Annotated in this window: 12 protein-coding genes and 1 tRNA gene; 8 read left to right on the top strand and 5 right to left on the bottom strand. The window is 72.4% G+C overall.

What is annotated here, in order from left to right; translation table 11 throughout:
* The first annotated feature begins 291 nt into the window (after positions 1-291).
* Positions 292-1,923, top strand: coding sequence for a DoxX family membrane protein (locus ACIP82_RS36345; protein ID WP_400659849.1), 1,632 nt, complete (start codon positions 292-294; stop codon positions 1,921-1,923).
* A gap of 112 nt (positions 1,924-2,035) precedes the next feature.
* Here ACIP82_RS36345 and ACIP82_RS36340 read toward each other — a convergent pair whose 3' ends face one another.
* From ACIP82_RS36340 to ACIP82_RS36330, 3 genes are all read right to left on the bottom strand, one after another.
* Positions 2,036-2,839, bottom strand: a complete 804-nt coding sequence (locus tag ACIP82_RS36340) for an NDP-sugar synthase (protein WP_400659846.1) — start codon at positions 2,837-2,839, stop codon at positions 2,036-2,038.
* Positions 2,840-2,892: 53 nt separating this feature from the next.
* On the bottom strand, positions 2,893-3,336 hold the full coding sequence (locus ACIP82_RS36335) for a hypothetical protein (protein ID WP_363612507.1): 444 nt from the start codon (positions 3,334-3,336) through the stop codon (positions 2,893-2,895).
* A gap of 249 nt (positions 3,337-3,585) precedes the next feature.
* Positions 3,586-4,677: a sn-glycerol-3-phosphate ABC transporter ATP-binding protein UgpC gene (locus ACIP82_RS36330; protein ID WP_363612509.1), complete on the bottom strand. Its 1,092-nt coding sequence runs from the start codon at positions 4,675-4,677 to the stop codon at positions 3,586-3,588.
* Positions 4,678-4,958: 281 nt separating this feature from the next.
* On the opposite strand from ACIP82_RS36330, the gene ACIP82_RS36325 reads away from it, so the two are divergent.
* Positions 4,959-5,032, top strand: a tRNA-Thr gene (locus ACIP82_RS36325).
* A gap of 22 nt (positions 5,033-5,054) precedes the next feature.
* On the opposite strand, the gene ACIP82_RS36320 is transcribed toward ACIP82_RS36325, so the two are convergent.
* On the bottom strand, positions 5,055-5,882 hold the full coding sequence (locus ACIP82_RS36320; RefSeq protein WP_400659841.1) for a hypothetical protein: 828 nt from the start codon (positions 5,880-5,882) through the stop codon (positions 5,055-5,057).
* 203 nt (positions 5,883-6,085) lie between these two features.
* On the opposite strand from ACIP82_RS36320, the gene ACIP82_RS36315 reads away from it, so the two are divergent.
* The 4 genes from ACIP82_RS36315 (at position 6,086) to ACIP82_RS36300 (ending at position 10,158) form a co-directional block, all read left to right on the top strand.
* On the top strand, positions 6,086-7,420 hold the full coding sequence (locus tag ACIP82_RS36315) for an MFS transporter (protein ID WP_400659839.1): 1,335 nt from the start codon (positions 6,086-6,088) through the stop codon (positions 7,418-7,420).
* A 90-nt stretch (positions 7,421-7,510) separates the two neighbouring features.
* Positions 7,511-9,106: an oleate hydratase gene (locus ACIP82_RS36310; RefSeq protein WP_400659836.1), complete on the top strand. Its 1,596-nt coding sequence runs from the start codon at positions 7,511-7,513 to the stop codon at positions 9,104-9,106.
* A gap of 150 nt (positions 9,107-9,256) precedes the next feature.
* Positions 9,257-9,490, top strand: coding sequence for a hypothetical protein (locus ACIP82_RS36305; protein ID WP_363614437.1), 234 nt, complete (start codon positions 9,257-9,259; stop codon positions 9,488-9,490).
* A gap of 122 nt (positions 9,491-9,612) precedes the next feature.
* Positions 9,613-10,158: a methylated-DNA--[protein]-cysteine S-methyltransferase gene (locus ACIP82_RS36300; protein WP_400659833.1), complete on the top strand. Its 546-nt coding sequence runs from the start codon at positions 9,613-9,615 to the stop codon at positions 10,156-10,158.
* 45 nt (positions 10,159-10,203) lie between these two features.
* Here the strand turns inward: ACIP82_RS36300 and ACIP82_RS36295 are convergent, their stop codons facing one another.
* Entirely contained in the window at positions 10,204-11,268 is a 1,065-nt protein-coding gene (locus ACIP82_RS36295; protein WP_363614433.1) for an ATP-grasp domain-containing protein, read from the bottom strand.
* A 373-nt stretch (positions 11,269-11,641) separates the two neighbouring features.
* On the opposite strand from ACIP82_RS36295, the gene ACIP82_RS36290 reads away from it, so the two are divergent.
* Entirely contained in the window at positions 11,642-13,069 is a 1,428-nt protein-coding gene (locus ACIP82_RS36290; RefSeq protein ID WP_400659831.1) for a family 2B encapsulin nanocompartment shell protein, read from the top strand.
* A gap of 83 nt (positions 13,070-13,152) precedes the next feature.
* Complete coding sequence (locus tag ACIP82_RS36285) at positions 13,153-14,202, top strand: family 2 encapsulin nanocompartment cargo protein polyprenyl transferase (protein WP_363614429.1); 1,050 nt, start codon at positions 13,153-13,155, stop codon at positions 14,200-14,202.
* The last annotated feature ends 184 nt before the right edge of the window (positions 14,203-14,386 follow it).

The raw sequence follows: 14,386 nt of genomic DNA, 5'->3' as shown, positions 1-14,386 counted from the left end.
GAACGTCGGCGGAGTGCCTGACGCCGCCGCGTCCGCGCCGATCACACGGGGTGTGCGGCGCGCAGGAGATCTTCTGAACTCTCCGCAATCCTGGTGAAAGCGATCGGGCCCGACCGGGCCCGATCGCTTTTCTCATGATCACTTCAAGTGTGCGCCGGATGTCCACTCGGGAGAGTGTCCTAACCGGGGGTCACCCGTTAGACGGGCGTGGACACCAGAACACCTCGGCGCCCCCTGTTCGGCGAAGGCAGCACCGGGATAGACGCGGGCCCCGGCCTCAATACGGTCAAGGTGCCGTCCGACCCCGCGCGCCTCAGCATCACCCAGGCGAGCTTCCGGCTCCGGCTCGGCGCCCCGGTGGCGCCGCTGATCGAGGCCCCGGCCGGACTGCTGTCCACCGGTGCCGCGTTCGGCGACCCGTACGCCACCCAGGGCCTGATCCGCCGTCCGCTGGTCACCCCGCAGGTGATCGTGCCCGCCTCCGCCGTGCCGGCCCTCGCGGGGGCCGGCGGCGGGGCCGCGCCGCGCCGCAAGGGCCGGGTCACCGCCGTCACCTGGACCGGCCAGGCACCCCCCGGGGACCTCGCGGCCACCCAGCTGCTGGAGGCCGTCCGGCTGACCGGCGTACCGGCACCGGCCAGGGGTGGCACAGCCGTGGTCGGCGACGACACCCGGCTGATCCCGCCGTACGCGGGCGCCCGCACCGTCCCGCGCCAGCCGCGCGAGGGCGGGGGCACCGCCACCGAGGCCGGCCACGGCCCGGTCGGCGCGCCGCAGGGCTGGACACCCAGCGGCGAGCTGCCCGAGGTCTCCGCGACGGCGGGCGACGCCAGGCAGCCCTGGTACCCCGGCCGCCGGGTCGACCTCGGCCTGGTGCTGCTGCCGCTGCGCGCCGTACTCGGCTCGCTCTCCGTCTACGCCGGGTTCAGCAAGCTCTGCGACCCGGTGTACTTCGACGGCGGCGAGCGCGGCTCGATGATGCGCTGGCTCTCCTCGCTGCACCCATGGAAGGTCGCCGAGCCGCTGCTGGCCTTCGCCATGGCGCACCCGGTGGGCTCCGGCCTGGTGGTGTCGTTCGCCGAGATCGTGGTCGGCGTGCTGACCGTCCTCGGCCTCTGGCAGCGACTCGCGGCCGGCGCGGCGATGCTCCTCTCCGCCGTGCTGCTGTTCACCGTCAGCTGGCGGGCCGTGCCGGTCTACGACACGCCCGACCTGATCTTCCTCGCGGCGTGGAGCCCGCTGCTGATCGCCGGTGCGCCGTTCGCCTCGCTGGACGGGCGGCTCAACCTGGAGGCCTGGCGGCGGCACGGCTCCGGGGCCCCGGCGGCGCTGCGCCGCCGGGTACTGCGCCGGGGCGCGGTGGTCACCGCGGTGGTCGTCGGTCTGACCCTGCTGCTCGGCTCCATGCTGGGTGCGGCGGTACGGACCGGCAGCCGGCCGCACCCGGCGCCGTCCCGGCCGGCCACCGACTACGGCACCCCGATCTGGCCCAGCGGCGGACCGTCCGTCGCCCCCGGCGGGCCGGGCCCGTCCGCCTCGCCCTCGCCCGGGGGCCCGCGCCCGGGAGCTCCCGCGCCCAGTGGTTCGTCCGGACCGCCGTCCACCGCCCCGGCCTCGCCGAAGGCCGCGACGGCCACCCCGACCGGCAAGGCGCGTTCGACCAAGCCGGAGGGCGGTGCGAGCCCGGCCCCGTCGACGGCGGCGTCGGGCGGCCCGGCGTCGGCCGGGGCGGCGCCCGCGCAGCGCAGCAGTCCGGCCCCGGGCGGCGGCTCGGGGTCGGCGTCCAGGCCCAGCCCCAGCGGTGGTGCGGCCTCCGGGTCGGGTCCCGGTCTGCTCGGCGGGGTGCTGGGCAGCGGGCCGCTGGCCGAGCTGTCCGGTGCCGACGGCCGGTCCTCGCGGCCGGGTTCGCCGACGTCCACCTGACGGGCCGTCCGGCCCCTCGGGGCGGACACACCGGCCGGGTGCTCCATGGGGGAGCACCCGGCCGGTGTGCTGTCCGCCGCGCGGGGCCTTGAGCCGGTCCTGGCGGCCTGCCCTACTGCGGGGCGCGGCCGGCCCCGGCGGCGAGCTCCTTGGCCGCCTCGGTGAGGTCCTTCGCGGTGTCGATGGCGCGCCAGTAGACGCCCTGCGGCAGCTGGTAGCCCGCCAGCCGCTTGCCCCGGGCCAACTGGGGGAAGGTGGTGCGCTCGTGGTCGCCGACGTCCGGCAGCAGCTCCGCGAACTCCGGGCTGAACACGTACAGGCCGGCGTTGATGAGGAACGGCGAGGGCGGGGCCTCGATGAAGTCCAGCACGTTGCCGAACTGGTCCGTCTCCACCGCGCCCCACGGGATGCGCGGGCGGGCCAGCGCGAGCGTCGCGACGGCGTCCCGCTCGTAGTGGAAGGCCGCCATGTCGCGCAGGCTGAAGCGGGTCCAGATGTCGCCGTTGGTGGCGTACCAGGGCTCGTCCGGGCGGGGCAGCGCCTTGGCGGCGTGCTTGAGGCCGCCGCCACGGCCGAGCGGCTCGGCCTCGACGACGGTGCGGACGTTCAGCGGCAGGTCGGCCTTGTCGAGCCACTCCTCCAGCACGTCGGCCAGATGCCCGCAGGAGATGACCACGTCGGTGACGTCCTCGGAAGCGAGCCAGGCCAGCTGGTGCCCCAGGATCGGCGTGCCCGTGCCCGGTATCTCCACCAGCGGCTTCGGGCGGTCGTCCGTGTAGGGCCGCAGCCGGGAGCCCTGGCCGCCGGCCAGGATGACGGCCTGCGTCACGGCCGGGCGGGCGCTCGCCCCGGCGGACGGGGCCGGCAGGGGCTGCGGGGACGTGAGGTCGGCGGTGGGGCCGGAGTCAGCGGTCATGCCTGAACAATAGGCGCGCCCCGCGATGGACTCATAGGGCTGTCTGACAAACCCTAGCCCGCGATACCCGATGCGAACGAGCCGTCGCAGACCGGGCGGGCGAAGGAGCGGGCCCGCTGGACGTCGCCCTGGTACTTGCGCACCGCGGCCTTGCCCAGCTCGGTGGCGAGCGAGGAGCAGTACGGCGTCAGCGACGGCTGCTCCCGCATCGAACGCTCCAGCAGGTCCAGCGCGGAGCCCGGGTTGTGCGCGCGCAGCTCGTCCAGCAGCGCGACGCGCAGCGACTCCTGGGGAGCCAGGCCGTCCTGGGGCTTGCCGGCTCCGGAGGCCCGGCCGATCCCGGCGCCGTCGCCGCTGGACGCGGCCACGACCTGCTGGTCGAGCCCGGTCGGCGGGGCCCACGGCACCCTGGTCACGGCGAGGGTGCCGGTGGTCACCAGGACGACGGGCAGGGTGAGGGCGATGGTCTGGCCGATACGGCGAACAAGCTGCTTCACGATCAGGAGAGTAGCGCTGAGTGTGGCCTGGATTGCCCTCCGTTACCCCATCGAGTGACATCGTGTCCGGGTTCGTCCCCTCACCGTGTTGACGCGGCGGCGCTCCGGGCGGGGAAGCGGGTGCCGGTGACCCTGCGGGCCCCGGGGTCGGCCGAGGGCTGCCGAGGCGACGGAGCACCCCCGACACGACGGAGCCCCGTCGGACCACGGGTGGTCCGACGGGGCTCCGGCCGCTGTCCTGCGCGGGCCTCAGCTGGAGAGGCGGGCGCCGGTGCTGGTGGAGAAGACGTGGGTCTCGTTGGCGATCGGCACCACGTGAATGGTCTCGCCGCGCTGCGGGACCTGACGGCCGTGCACGCGCACGACCAGGTCCCGGTCCTCGCCGCCGATCTTGGTGGTGCCGTAGACGAAGCCGTCCGAGCCGAGCTCCTCGACCACGTTGACGGTGACGGCGACGCCCTCGATGCCGCCCGACGGGACGACCTCGAAGTGCTCCGGGCGGATGCCGACGGTCACGGTCTTGTCGGTGCCGGAGCCGGCCAGGTCCTCGCGGGAGATGTTGACGACCGAGCCGCCGAACTTCACGCCGCCGTCGACCAGGGGCACCTCGACCAGGTTCATCGCCGGCGAGCCGATGAAGCCGGCGACGAAGAGGTTGGCGGGCCGGTCGTACATGGTGCGCGGGCTGTCCACCTGCTGCAGCACGCCGCCCTTGAGCACCGCGACGCGGTCACCCATGGTGAGCGCCTCGGTCTGGTCGTGGGTGACGTACACCGTGGTGATGCCCAGGCGGCGCTGCAGGCCGGCGATCTGGGTACGGGTCGAGACGCGGAGCTTGGCGTCCAGGTTCGACAGCGGCTCGTCCATCAGGAAGACCTGCGGCTCGCGGACGATGGCACGGCCCATCGCGACACGCTGGCGCTGACCGCCGGAGAGCGCCTTCGGCTTGCGGTCCAGGAACTCGGTGAGGTCGAGGATCTTCCCGGCCTCCTCGACCTTGGCGCGGATCTCCGCCTTGTTGACGCCCGCGATCTTGAGCGCGAAGCCCATGTTCTCGGCGACGGTCATGTGCGGGTACAGCGCGTAGTTCTGGAACACCATCGCGATGTCCCGGTCCTTCGGCGGCAGGTGCGTGACGTCGCGGTCGCCGATGCGGATCGCACCGCTGTTGACGTCCTCCAGGCCGGCCAGCATCCGGAGGCTGGTCGACTTGCCGCAACCCGAGGGGCCGACCAGCACGAGGAACTCGCCGTCCTCGATCTGCAGGTCCAGCGCGTCCACCGAGGGCTTGTCGGCCCCGGGGTAGACACGGGTCGCCTTGTCGTACGTCACAGAAGCCATGGCTGTGCTCTCCTTCACCGGCAGGAACGTGCCGGACGATCCGAGTAAAGGGCGGATGTCGTACCCGTCGGCCCGTCAAGTGGTCTGAACCACTGTGCGAACCGACTCCCGGCGACGCTACCTGCGCTTCCGTCGCTTGTCAGCCCCCAGCAAGCCCGATTTCGGCATCGGTTCCATCACGCCCACCCGTCCCGCCAACCCCCGGATATGCCAGCACCGCCCCGCCCCGGCCCGGTAGACTGCCCCCGGTGCCGCCGTGATCCGTCGCGGACGGCCACCATGCCTCCTTAGCTCAGCTGGCCAGAGCACCGCTCTTGTAAAGCGGGGGTCGTCGGTTCGAACCCGACAGGGGGCTCAGCGCGCCACTCATCGTTTGATCACCGGCCCCGGGCACTGTGCCCGGGGCCGGTGTCGTTGGGGCGCAGTTGTCGCAGGGTCCAGGGGGTGGTGGGGGAGAGGGGGCGGGTGAGGGTGGTGAAGAGTTCGGCGGCGCGGCGGTAGGAGAGGCGGGCGTGGCCGGTGTGGGGGCAGCGGTCGGGGGCGGGGGTGGACGCGGGGGCGCGGCGGTCGGTGAGGAAGAGGGGGCCGGTGGTGCGGCCGGCGAGGAGGAGGGGGAGGAGCCGGGCGGTCCCGGTCTGCCACTGGAGGGGGGCGGCCGAGGGGCGGGTGTGGCGGTGGCGGAGGTCGAGGTCGTCGGCGTTCAGGGCGAGGACGGTTTCGATGGCGGCGCCGCTCTCGTGGAGCAGGTGCCAGAGGGTCTGCTCGCGCAGCGGCGCGCGGAGGGTGAGGAGCGCGCGGAGTTCGGCGGGGGTGAGCGGTGCCGGGCCGGTGCCGGGCAGGGGGCGTGGGCGCAGGGCGGTGGTGGGGTCGGTGTCGATCCAGCCCTGGGCGCGCCACCAGGTGACCGCGGCGCGCAGGGTGGAGAGTTCGCGGTTGAGCGTGCGCGGGTCGGTCGCGGCGGCGCGACGGGTGGCGGCGGTCCGGAGGCGGGTGGCCGCGCCGGGGTGGTCGAGCAGGGCCAGTGGGAGGACGGGCGGTCGGGCGCGCCGCCGTTCGGGGCCGGTGGGGGCGGGGCGGTCGGCCAGTGCCCAGGCCCAGGTGTTCAGCGCGATCCGGTAGATCCGGCGGGAGCCGGCGCCGAGCCCGGAGGCGGCGAGATAGCGCTCGACGGCCACTGCGTACTCGACCGGTGGCAACTCGGGCATGGAGCCTTCTTTCCGCAGTAAACGATGGGCGACGAGCCGTCTGGAGAATATCGGGTTGATGCAGTAAATAGCAGGTAGGAGTGGCCTGTTGGGGTCATTTACTGCGGCGGTGGCAGGGTTTCGAGAAATTGATGCGAGTCGGCTCAGGTTTTTCGCCGGAAAGCCTTGAACGCCCCTCCGGCGCGGAGGCAGACTTGCCGCCCATGGCAGTGGACATGGAACGGATTCCGGCCCGCCGACGGCGGCTCGCCGGCCGTCTCGCCGTGCTGGGCGAGCGTGACTTCAGGTGGTTCTTCGTCGGGTACGCGACCTCGCTGCTCGGCTCCTCGATGGCGCCGGTGGCGGTGGCCTTCGCGGTGCTGGACGGCGGGGGCGGGAGCGGCGGCCACGGCGGGAGCGGCACCGACCTGGGCTGGGTGATGGCGGCCCGGATCCTGCCGATCGTGCTGGTGCTGCTGGCCGGCGGGGTGATCGCGGACCGCCTGGGCAGCCGGCGGGTGATGCTGGCCTCGGATGTGCTGCGCGGTGTCGTGCAGGCGGTGTTCGCGGCGGTGCTGATGGCGGGTCGGGCCCCGGTCTGGGCGATGGTGGTGCTGGTCGCCGTCTGGGGCGTCGGTGAGGGGCTCTTCATGCCGGCGCTCGGTGCGCTGGTGCCCGGCCTGGTGCGTGACCGGAGCCGTCTCCCGGACGCCAACACGCTGCTCGGCCTGGCCCGTTCGGTCGGGACGGTCGCGGGCCCGGCCGTCGCCGGCGTGGTGACGGCGGCGCAGGGGCCGGCCGCGGTGCTGCTGGTCGACGCGGTGACGTACGGCGTCGGCGCCCTGGCGCTCGCCCGGCTGAGCCTGCCCGGGCGTGCCGAAGGGGGCGCGGACCGGTCCGGCTCGATGCTCGGCGATCTGCGGTCCGGCTGGTGGGAGTTCGGCTCGCGGCCGTGGCTCTGGATCACCACGGCGCACATGGGCCTGTTCAACCTGCTGGTGTGGGCGCCGTTCCTGGTGCTCGGGCCGCTCGCCGCGCGGCAGGGTCTCGGCGGCGCGCGCGGCTGGGGGCTGGTGATGGGCGTGTACGGGGTCGGTGCGGTGATGGGCGGTCTGCTGATGCTGGGTCGCAGGCCCGGCCGGCCGCTCGCGGTGGCGACGCTGGCGACGTTCGGGTGGGTGCTGCCGTCGGCGGCGCTCGCGGCCGGTGCGTCGCTGGCGTGGGTGGTGTCGGCGGCGCTGCTGGCGGGCGCCGGTTCGGCGGTCTGCGGCACTTTGTACAGCACCACCATGCAGAGCTGGGTGCCGCCCGAAGTGCTCGCCAGGGTGGCCTCGTTCGGGGCGCTGGGGGCCTTTGTGCTCGGGCCCGTCGGGCTTGCCGCAGCCGGTCCGGCGGCTGATCAGATCGGTTCCGCGAGCGTGCTGTTGTTCGGTGCACTCTGGCAACTCGTCGCCGGTGTCGTGGTGTTGGCCGTTCCGGTGGTCCGTCGGCGACGGTGGGAGCAGGCCGTCGAGGGGGTGCGGGGCGAACGTGGGCTGGGTCACAAAACGGGCAAATAGAAATTCCTTCGCATATGGACCAAGATGGGTGCCGAGCTGCGGCCCACCGGGCCGGAACCGACTCCCGTCTTCTCGATGAAGGGTGACGTCATGACCTCAGCAGACTCGCAGCCGCAGGCCTATCTGGTCGGCGGAGGCATCGCCTCCCTGGCCGCCGCGGTGTTCCTGGTGCGCGATGCCAGGCTTCCCGGCTCCTCCGTGCACATCCTGGAGGAGGGCCGGATCGCGGGCGGCGCGCTCGACGGAGCCCCGGCGCCCGTCCCCGAGCGCGGTTACGTCTCCCGCGGCGGGCGGATGCTGGAGGACGAGGCGTACGTCTGCCTCTGGGACCTGCTGGAGAGCATCCCCACCCTCACCGACCCGGAGACGACGGTCCGTGAGGAGATCGTCGCCTTCAACAAGGTCTGGCACACCAACGCCCAGGCCCGGCTGATCGACCGCGACCACACCGTCCTCGACGCCGCCGACCTGGGCCTCAACGCCCATGACCGGGCCGAGATGACCAGGCTGCTGGCCCTTCCCGAGCGGGTCATCGGCACCCGCCGGATCGAGGACTTCTTCTCCGAGCACTTCTTCCGGACCAACTTCTGGGCGATGTGGCGCAGCACCTTCGCCTTCCAGAACTGGCACAGCGCGATCGAGCTCAAGCGCTACTTCCTGCGCTTCATCCAGGAGTTCCCCCGGATCCACACCCTCTCGGGGGTGCGCCGCACCAGGCTCAACCAGTACGACTCCATCGTCCGTCCGGTGCAGCGCTGGCTCGCCGAACAGGGAGTGCGCACCGACTACGGGGTGAAGGTCACCGACGTCGACTTCGCCGGGGACGACGGCGAGCGGCGCGCCACCCGGCTGCACGTCGAGCGTGACGGCACGCCCGGCACGATCGAACTCGGCGATGACGACCACGCGTTCATCACCATCGGCTCGATGACGGCCGATGCCTCGTACGGATACGACGACTCGGTACCGGAGCTGATCCGCGACAAGCGCGACGGCGGATGGTCGCTCTGGGAGAACATCGCCCGCAAGGCGCCCGACTTCGGCCGGCCGGGCGCGTTCAACGGCAATGTGGAGGAGACCAAGTGGGAGTCCTTCACCCTCACCATGCGCAGTCCGCTCCTGCTCCACCGCATCACGGAGTTCTCCGGCAACGCGCCCGGCACCGGCGCACTGATGACCTTCGCGGACTCCAGCTGGCTGCTGTCGATCGTGGTGCCGCACCAGCCGCACTTCGACGGCCAGCCGGACGACGTCTTCACGCTCTGGGGCTACAGCCTGCTCGGTGACAACGACGGCGACTACATCGGCAAGCCGATGTCGCAGGCCACCGGGCAGGAGATCCTCACCGAGCTGATCGGCCACCTCGGCTTCCAGGACGACCTGGCGGAGATCCGCCGCACCACGCAGGTGGTCACGGTGATGATGCCGTACATCACCAGCCAGTTCGAGCGCCGCGCGATCGGCGACCGCCCGCTGGTGGTGCCGGCCGGTTCGGCGAACTTCGCCTTCCTTGGGCAGTACACCGAGGTCCCGGAGGACGTGGTGTTCACCGTGGAGTACTCGGTGCGCGGCGCGATGCACGCCGTGTACGAGCTCTTCGGCGTCGACCGGGAGATCCCGGGGATCTACCACGGGCTCTCGGACCCCAAGGTCGCCTTCGACGCGCTGCGCACCGCGTTCGGCTGAGCCCGGACGGCGAGCGCGCCCCGCCCGCGCCCCGCCCACGGCCCTCCCGCCCCGCCCCGGCCGCCGTACCCCCGCCGCACCATGGCGGGCGCGGCGGCCGGGGCGGTCGTACGGTGGAGGGAGTGCGGGGGCGAACGGAGGAGGTTGGCCATGCCCGGTTCTCTCACCATCAGCCACCACGAGGCGGCGGTCACCCTGGACCACTCGGACGCCAAGCGGCTCGCCGCGGTGCTGGACGAACTGGCCTATCTGCTGGAGATCCCGGGGCCGAACCGGCTCAATGACACGCAGCTCGGCGCCCTGTGCGAGGGCCGGACGCCCGACCGGGCCGAGCTGTCGCACTGGTCGCGGGGGATCGCCGCGCAGCTGAAGGGGCGGCTCTGACGACGGCCGTGCCGGACCGGTCGCAGCCGCCGTACGATGGCGCGCGGGGCGGGTGGTCCTCGCGCGCCTTCCGGGTGCCGGTGCAACCGGCGGCCGGTCCGGTGGAGGGCGGGAGCCCGAGCATGTCGCAGTCCTGGTCGATGTCCTGGCTGACGGTTCCGACGCCGCTGCCGAGCGGGCCGATGCACATCGCGGTCACGCCGCTGGGTGTGGCGGCGGCCGGGTACGGGGAGCGCGCGGGGGAGTCGCCGCGCTGTACGGACGAGTCGAAGACCGCCGCGGTGACCGACCGGATAGGTGAGTATCTCTCCGGCCGGCGACGGGAGTTGGGGCTGCCGATCGACTGGAGCCTGAGCACCGGTCCGCATCGGGCGGTGCTGCGGACGCTGCTGTCCGACGTGCCGTACGGACGGACCATCACCTATGGCGAACTGGCCGCCCGCAGCGGGGTGTTCGAGGACGTGGCGGAGCCCGGGCTGGCGGCCCGGACGGTCGGGCAGATGATGGCCGCCAACCCCGTCGCGCTGCTGGTGCCGTGCCACCGGGTGGTGGCGGCGGACGGGATCGGCGGCTTCGGCGGCGGCCGGGTCGGGATCGACGTGAAGCGCTGGCTGCTCACCCTGGAGGGGGTGCTGGAGCCGACGCTGGACTGGAACGGCCCGCTGTAGAGCCGGTCATGGGTTCCGCGGGCCGCCCGGCCTGGCCCGTAGAAGCTAGTGGACGAGTTCGGCCGGGGCGAGGTTCCGGGCGAACGGGAGCCGGCGCGGCGGCACCGGCTGGATCCCGGAGACCAGGGTGTACTCGATCGGGTCCGGGTCCGTGCTCCACTCGGTGTCCGGCCGCTCGCCGAGCGCCAACTGCACGGCGTTCCAGGGGAGGTTGAGGCCGCAGAGGCGCAGCTGGTGCAGGCCGCCGGACGGGCGGGTGTTGACGTCGATCACCACCGGTTCGCCGGCCAGGTGGCGGAACTGCACATTGGAGAGGAAGGCCATCCCGGTGGACTCGACCAGTCGGCGGGCCGGCTCCAGGTACCGGGGGTCGGTGGTGAAACCGCGGCGGCGGCCCCGCTTGCTGCGGCCGACGGCGGTGAGGAGGGTGCCGTCCCGGTCGGCCAGGCAGTCCACGGAGATTTCGGGGCCGTCCAGGTAGGGCATCACCAGCAGGTCGGCCGGTTCGTCGGCGGCCTCCAGCGCGGCGGCCACCTGGTCGACCTGGACGCGGCTGTCCCAGCCGGCCAGCCGGTGCAGGCCGAACGGCTCGCGGGTGAGCAGCCGGAAGCCCTCGCCGCCGGCGCCCGAGGCGGGCTTGAGGCAGGCGGTGAGCCCGGCGGACTCGATCCGCTCGACGGCGGCGAGCAGCTCCTCCGCGGTGCGGACCTGCCACCACGGCGGGGTGGGCAGCCCGGCGTCGGCCATCGCCGCGTAGCCGTCCGCCTTGCTGTGGAAGGCGGCGATCGCGGTGGCCGGCGGGCAGGCGAGTGCGGTGCCGATGGCCTCGAACTCCTTGTGGTGCAGGGATATCGCGAGCTGGTTGAGCCGCGGCAGGAAGACGTCGACGGAGTGGCGGGCGCAGTAGTCGAGGGCGAAGGCGACGTAGGCGTCGGGCGGCAGGTCGGCCGGTTCGAGGGTGCCGTGGTCGGCTGCGGCGAGGACGGGGGAGTCGGGGTCGGCGTGGGTGGCGTAGACCTCGACGGGGCGCGGCGCCTCGCGCAGCTGTTCGACGAAGAACACGTTCTCCGCGTAGGTGCGGTTGAGCCAGACACGTACGGGGGCGCTCATGAAGGCCTCCCAGGGCAGGGGTGAACGAGGGGAGGGCATCCGGTGCGGCCACACACTCGTCAACTGGCCCCGTGGCCCTTTGAGGTGGCACCTTAGCGGCCCCTTGCGCGGGCGTGGACGGCGGGTGGTCCGCTCGGCGGGTGGTCGCGGGGCCGCGCGCGGGAGGCGGGCCGGGGGTGCCGGTGCCGGAGAGGCGGAGGGACTCGTTCCGGAGTTTTCGAATAATTCTCGAACTAATATCGATCAAATGATCCATTCGTACTATTTGTTCCGCTATTTCAACCACTCGAAAGAGTGATTGCCATACTCCCCCGAATGGGCCCACCATGAGGGCTGCAAGGCGACACTTCATCGGGCACGCGAAGGGCTCCCCATGTCGACCGAAACCAACGTCGGTATTCCTGCGCAGGGTGGGCCGTCGCCAACCCGGCAGCAGCAGAGTCTCGGCACGGAGGGCGCGAGGAATCTCGCGACGACCACCAAGTCCGCGCCGCAGATGCAGGGCATCAGCCCGCGCTGGCTGCTCAGGATGCTGCCGTGGGTCCAGGTGTCCGCCGGTACCTACCGGGTCAACCGCCGCCTGCGCTATTCGGTTGGCCGGGGCCGGGTGAGCTTCGTCCAGACGGGCGCCGAGGTACGGATCGTCCCGCCCAGCCTGCGCGAGGTGCCGGTGCTGCGCGGCTTCGACGACGACGCGGTGCTGGAGGAGCTGGCCGGGCGCTTCGTCCAGCGTGACTTCTCCGTCGGTGAGGTGCTGGTCACGGCCGGCACCCCGATCGCCGAGGTCTTCATCATCGCGCACGGCAAGCTCGACCGGCTCGCCACCGGCAAGTACGGCGAGGAGGCGGTGCTCGGCTCCCTCGCGGACGGCGACCACCTGGGCGACGAGGCCCTGCGGCAGGAGGACGGCGCCTGGCCGTACACGGTGAAGGCAGCCACCGCCGGCACCGCGCTGGTGCTCTCCTGGCCCGACTTCCAGGAGCTCGCGGACCGTTCCGAGGCGCTGCAGCTGCAGATCATGGAGTACCTGGCCGGGTTCCAGCAGGCGCAGAACAAGCACGGTGAGGCCCAGATCGGGCTCTCGGCCGGCCATCAGGGCGAGTACGAGCTGCCCGGGGCCTTCGTGGACTACGAGCTGAAGCCGCGCGAGTACGAGCTGAGCGTGGCGCAGACGGTGCTCAAGGTGCACAGCCGGGTCGCCGACCTCTACAACCAGCCGATGAACCAGACCGAGCACCAGCTCCGGCTGACCATCGAGGCGCTGCGCGAGCGCCAGGAGCACGAGCTGATCAACAACCCGGAGTTCGGGCTGCTGCGGAACGCCGAGTACGACCAGCGGATCCAGACCCACTCCGGCCCGCCCACCCCGGACGACATGGACGAGCTGCTCAGCCGCCGCCGCAGCACCAAGATGTTCCTCGCCCACCCCAGGGCCATCGCGGCCTTCGGGCGGGAGTGCAACCGCCGGGGCCTCTACCCGGGCACCGTCGATGTCCAGGGCAGGGCCGTCACGGCCTGGCGCGGCGTGCCGGTCTTCCCGTGCAACAAGATCCCGGTCCTGGGCGGGGGTACCAGCTCGATCATCGCCCTGCGCACCGGAGAGGACAACCAGGGCGTTATCGGACTCCACCAGACCGGAATTCCCGACGAATACCAGCCGAGCCTCTCGGTGCGTTTCATGGGGATCGACGAGAAGGCCGTTATTTCCTATCTCGTCAGTGCCTACTATTCCGCCGCCATTCTGGTGCCCGACGCGATCGGTGTGCTGGAGAACGTCGACGTCGCACACCGCCGAGACTGACCGGGCCCGGTCGGAACCGCGCCGCCGGGTCGCAGCCACGCCCCGGCCCGGTGGCGCCCACCGAACACCAGGGGGAGGAACCCATGGGAATCTTCACGTTGGAGCGGGACCACAGAGAGGGCCACGAGGCGGAGGACGTGCTCGCCCGCGCCCGTGCCCTGGTCGATCCGGTCCTGCGCACCGCCGTCGACTCGCTGCCCGGCGCGATGCGCAGGGTGGCCGGCTACCACTTCGGCTGGTGGGAGGCCGACGGTTCGCCGGTCGCCGCCCCCTCGGGCAAGGCCATCCGCCCGGCCCTGGTCCTCGCCGCCACCCAGGCCCTCGGCGGCACGCCGGCCACGGCCACGGCTGCGGCCGCCGCCGTCGAACTGGTCCACAACTTCACCCTGCTCCACGACGATGTCATCGACCGTGACGAGACCAGGCGCCACCGTCCCACCGCCTGGCGGGTGTTCGGCACCACCGAGGCCATTCTGGCGGGGGACGCCATGCACTCGCTGGCGCTGCGGATCCTCGCCGAGGACACCCACCCGGCCGCCCAGGGGGCCGTCCGCCGGCTCGCGGACTGTGTGGTCGAACTCTGCGAGGGTCAGCAGATCGACTGCGCCTTCGAACAGCGCAGTGACGTCTCGCTCGCCGAGTGCCTGGCGATGGCGGAGGCGAAGACGGGCGCGCTGCTCGGTGCCGCCTGTGCGATGGGCGCACAGTACGCGGGCGCGTCGGAGGAGGTCGCGCAGGCGATGGACGGCTTCGGCCGGGAGATCGGCCTGGCGTTCCAGCTCATCGACGACCTGATCGGAATCTGGGGAGATCCGGCCGTCACCGGTAAGCCGGTCGGTGCGGACCTGGTCGCACGCAAGAAGTCACTGCCGGTGGTGGCGGCCCTGGGTTCCGGCACCACCGACGGCGCCCGGCTCGCGGAGCTCTACGCACTCGAACGGCCGCTCAGTACCGAGGAGTTGGCGCACTGCGCGGTCGCGGTCGAAGGGGCCGGCGGGCGGGGCTGGGCGCAGGGCGAGTCCTGCGAGCGGATGGCGGCCGCTCTTGCCCAGCTGGCTACGGCGGTTCCCGAGCCGTCCGCCGCCGATGAGCTGCTCGCGCTCGCCGAGCTGGTCACGCGCCGTACCCACTGAGCGGTCCGGGGTGGATGCAGGGGAGTGGGGCGTCGGACCGGCCGACGTTCCACTCCTGGCCCTGCGGTCGGCATGGCTCAGACAGGCCTTAGGGCCAATGCCGGTGACTTAATTCGTGTCTCGCTTGGTGATCGTGACGGTGGCTGGTTGGGGTGGTGGCCAGTTGCGGTGTTGGGCGCGTTTG

Origin of the sequence: Kitasatospora sp. NPDC088548 (genome assembly GCF_044753005.1) — a bacterium.
GTDB lineage: Bacteria > Actinomycetota > Actinomycetes > Streptomycetales > Streptomycetaceae > Kitasatospora.
This window is presented reverse-complemented; position numbering and strand designations above follow the sequence as displayed.

What these genes read in the sequence shown, in the direction of transcription:
- ACIP82_RS36340 (WP_400659846.1), bottom strand. Translation starts at nt 2,839, where the DNA reads ATGACCGCTGACTCCGGCCCCACCGCCGACCTCACGTCCCCGCAGCCC.
- ACIP82_RS36330 (WP_363612509.1), bottom strand. Translation starts at nt 4,677, where the DNA reads ATGGCTTCTGTGACGTACGACAAGGCGACCCGTGTCTACCCCGGGGCC.
- ACIP82_RS36320 (WP_400659841.1), bottom strand. Translation starts at nt 5,882, where the DNA reads ATGCCCGAGTTGCCACCGGTCGAGTACGCAGTGGCCGTCGAGCGCTAT.
- ACIP82_RS36315 (WP_400659839.1), top strand. Translation starts at nt 6,086, where the DNA reads ATGGCAGTGGACATGGAACGGATTCCGGCCCGCCGACGGCGGCTCGCC.
- ACIP82_RS36310 (WP_400659836.1), top strand. Translation starts at nt 7,511, where the DNA reads ATGACCTCAGCAGACTCGCAGCCGCAGGCCTATCTGGTCGGCGGAGGC.
- ACIP82_RS36305 (WP_363614437.1), top strand. Translation starts at nt 9,257, where the DNA reads ATGCCCGGTTCTCTCACCATCAGCCACCACGAGGCGGCGGTCACCCTG.
- ACIP82_RS36300 (WP_400659833.1), top strand. Translation starts at nt 9,613, where the DNA reads ATGTCGCAGTCCTGGTCGATGTCCTGGCTGACGGTTCCGACGCCGCTG.
- ACIP82_RS36295 (WP_363614433.1), bottom strand. Translation starts at nt 11,268, where the DNA reads ATGAGCGCCCCCGTACGTGTCTGGCTCAACCGCACCTACGCGGAGAAC.
- ACIP82_RS36290 (WP_400659831.1), top strand. Translation starts at nt 11,642, where the DNA reads ATGTCGACCGAAACCAACGTCGGTATTCCTGCGCAGGGTGGGCCGTCG.
- ACIP82_RS36285 (WP_363614429.1), top strand. Translation starts at nt 13,153, where the DNA reads ATGGGAATCTTCACGTTGGAGCGGGACCACAGAGAGGGCCACGAGGCG.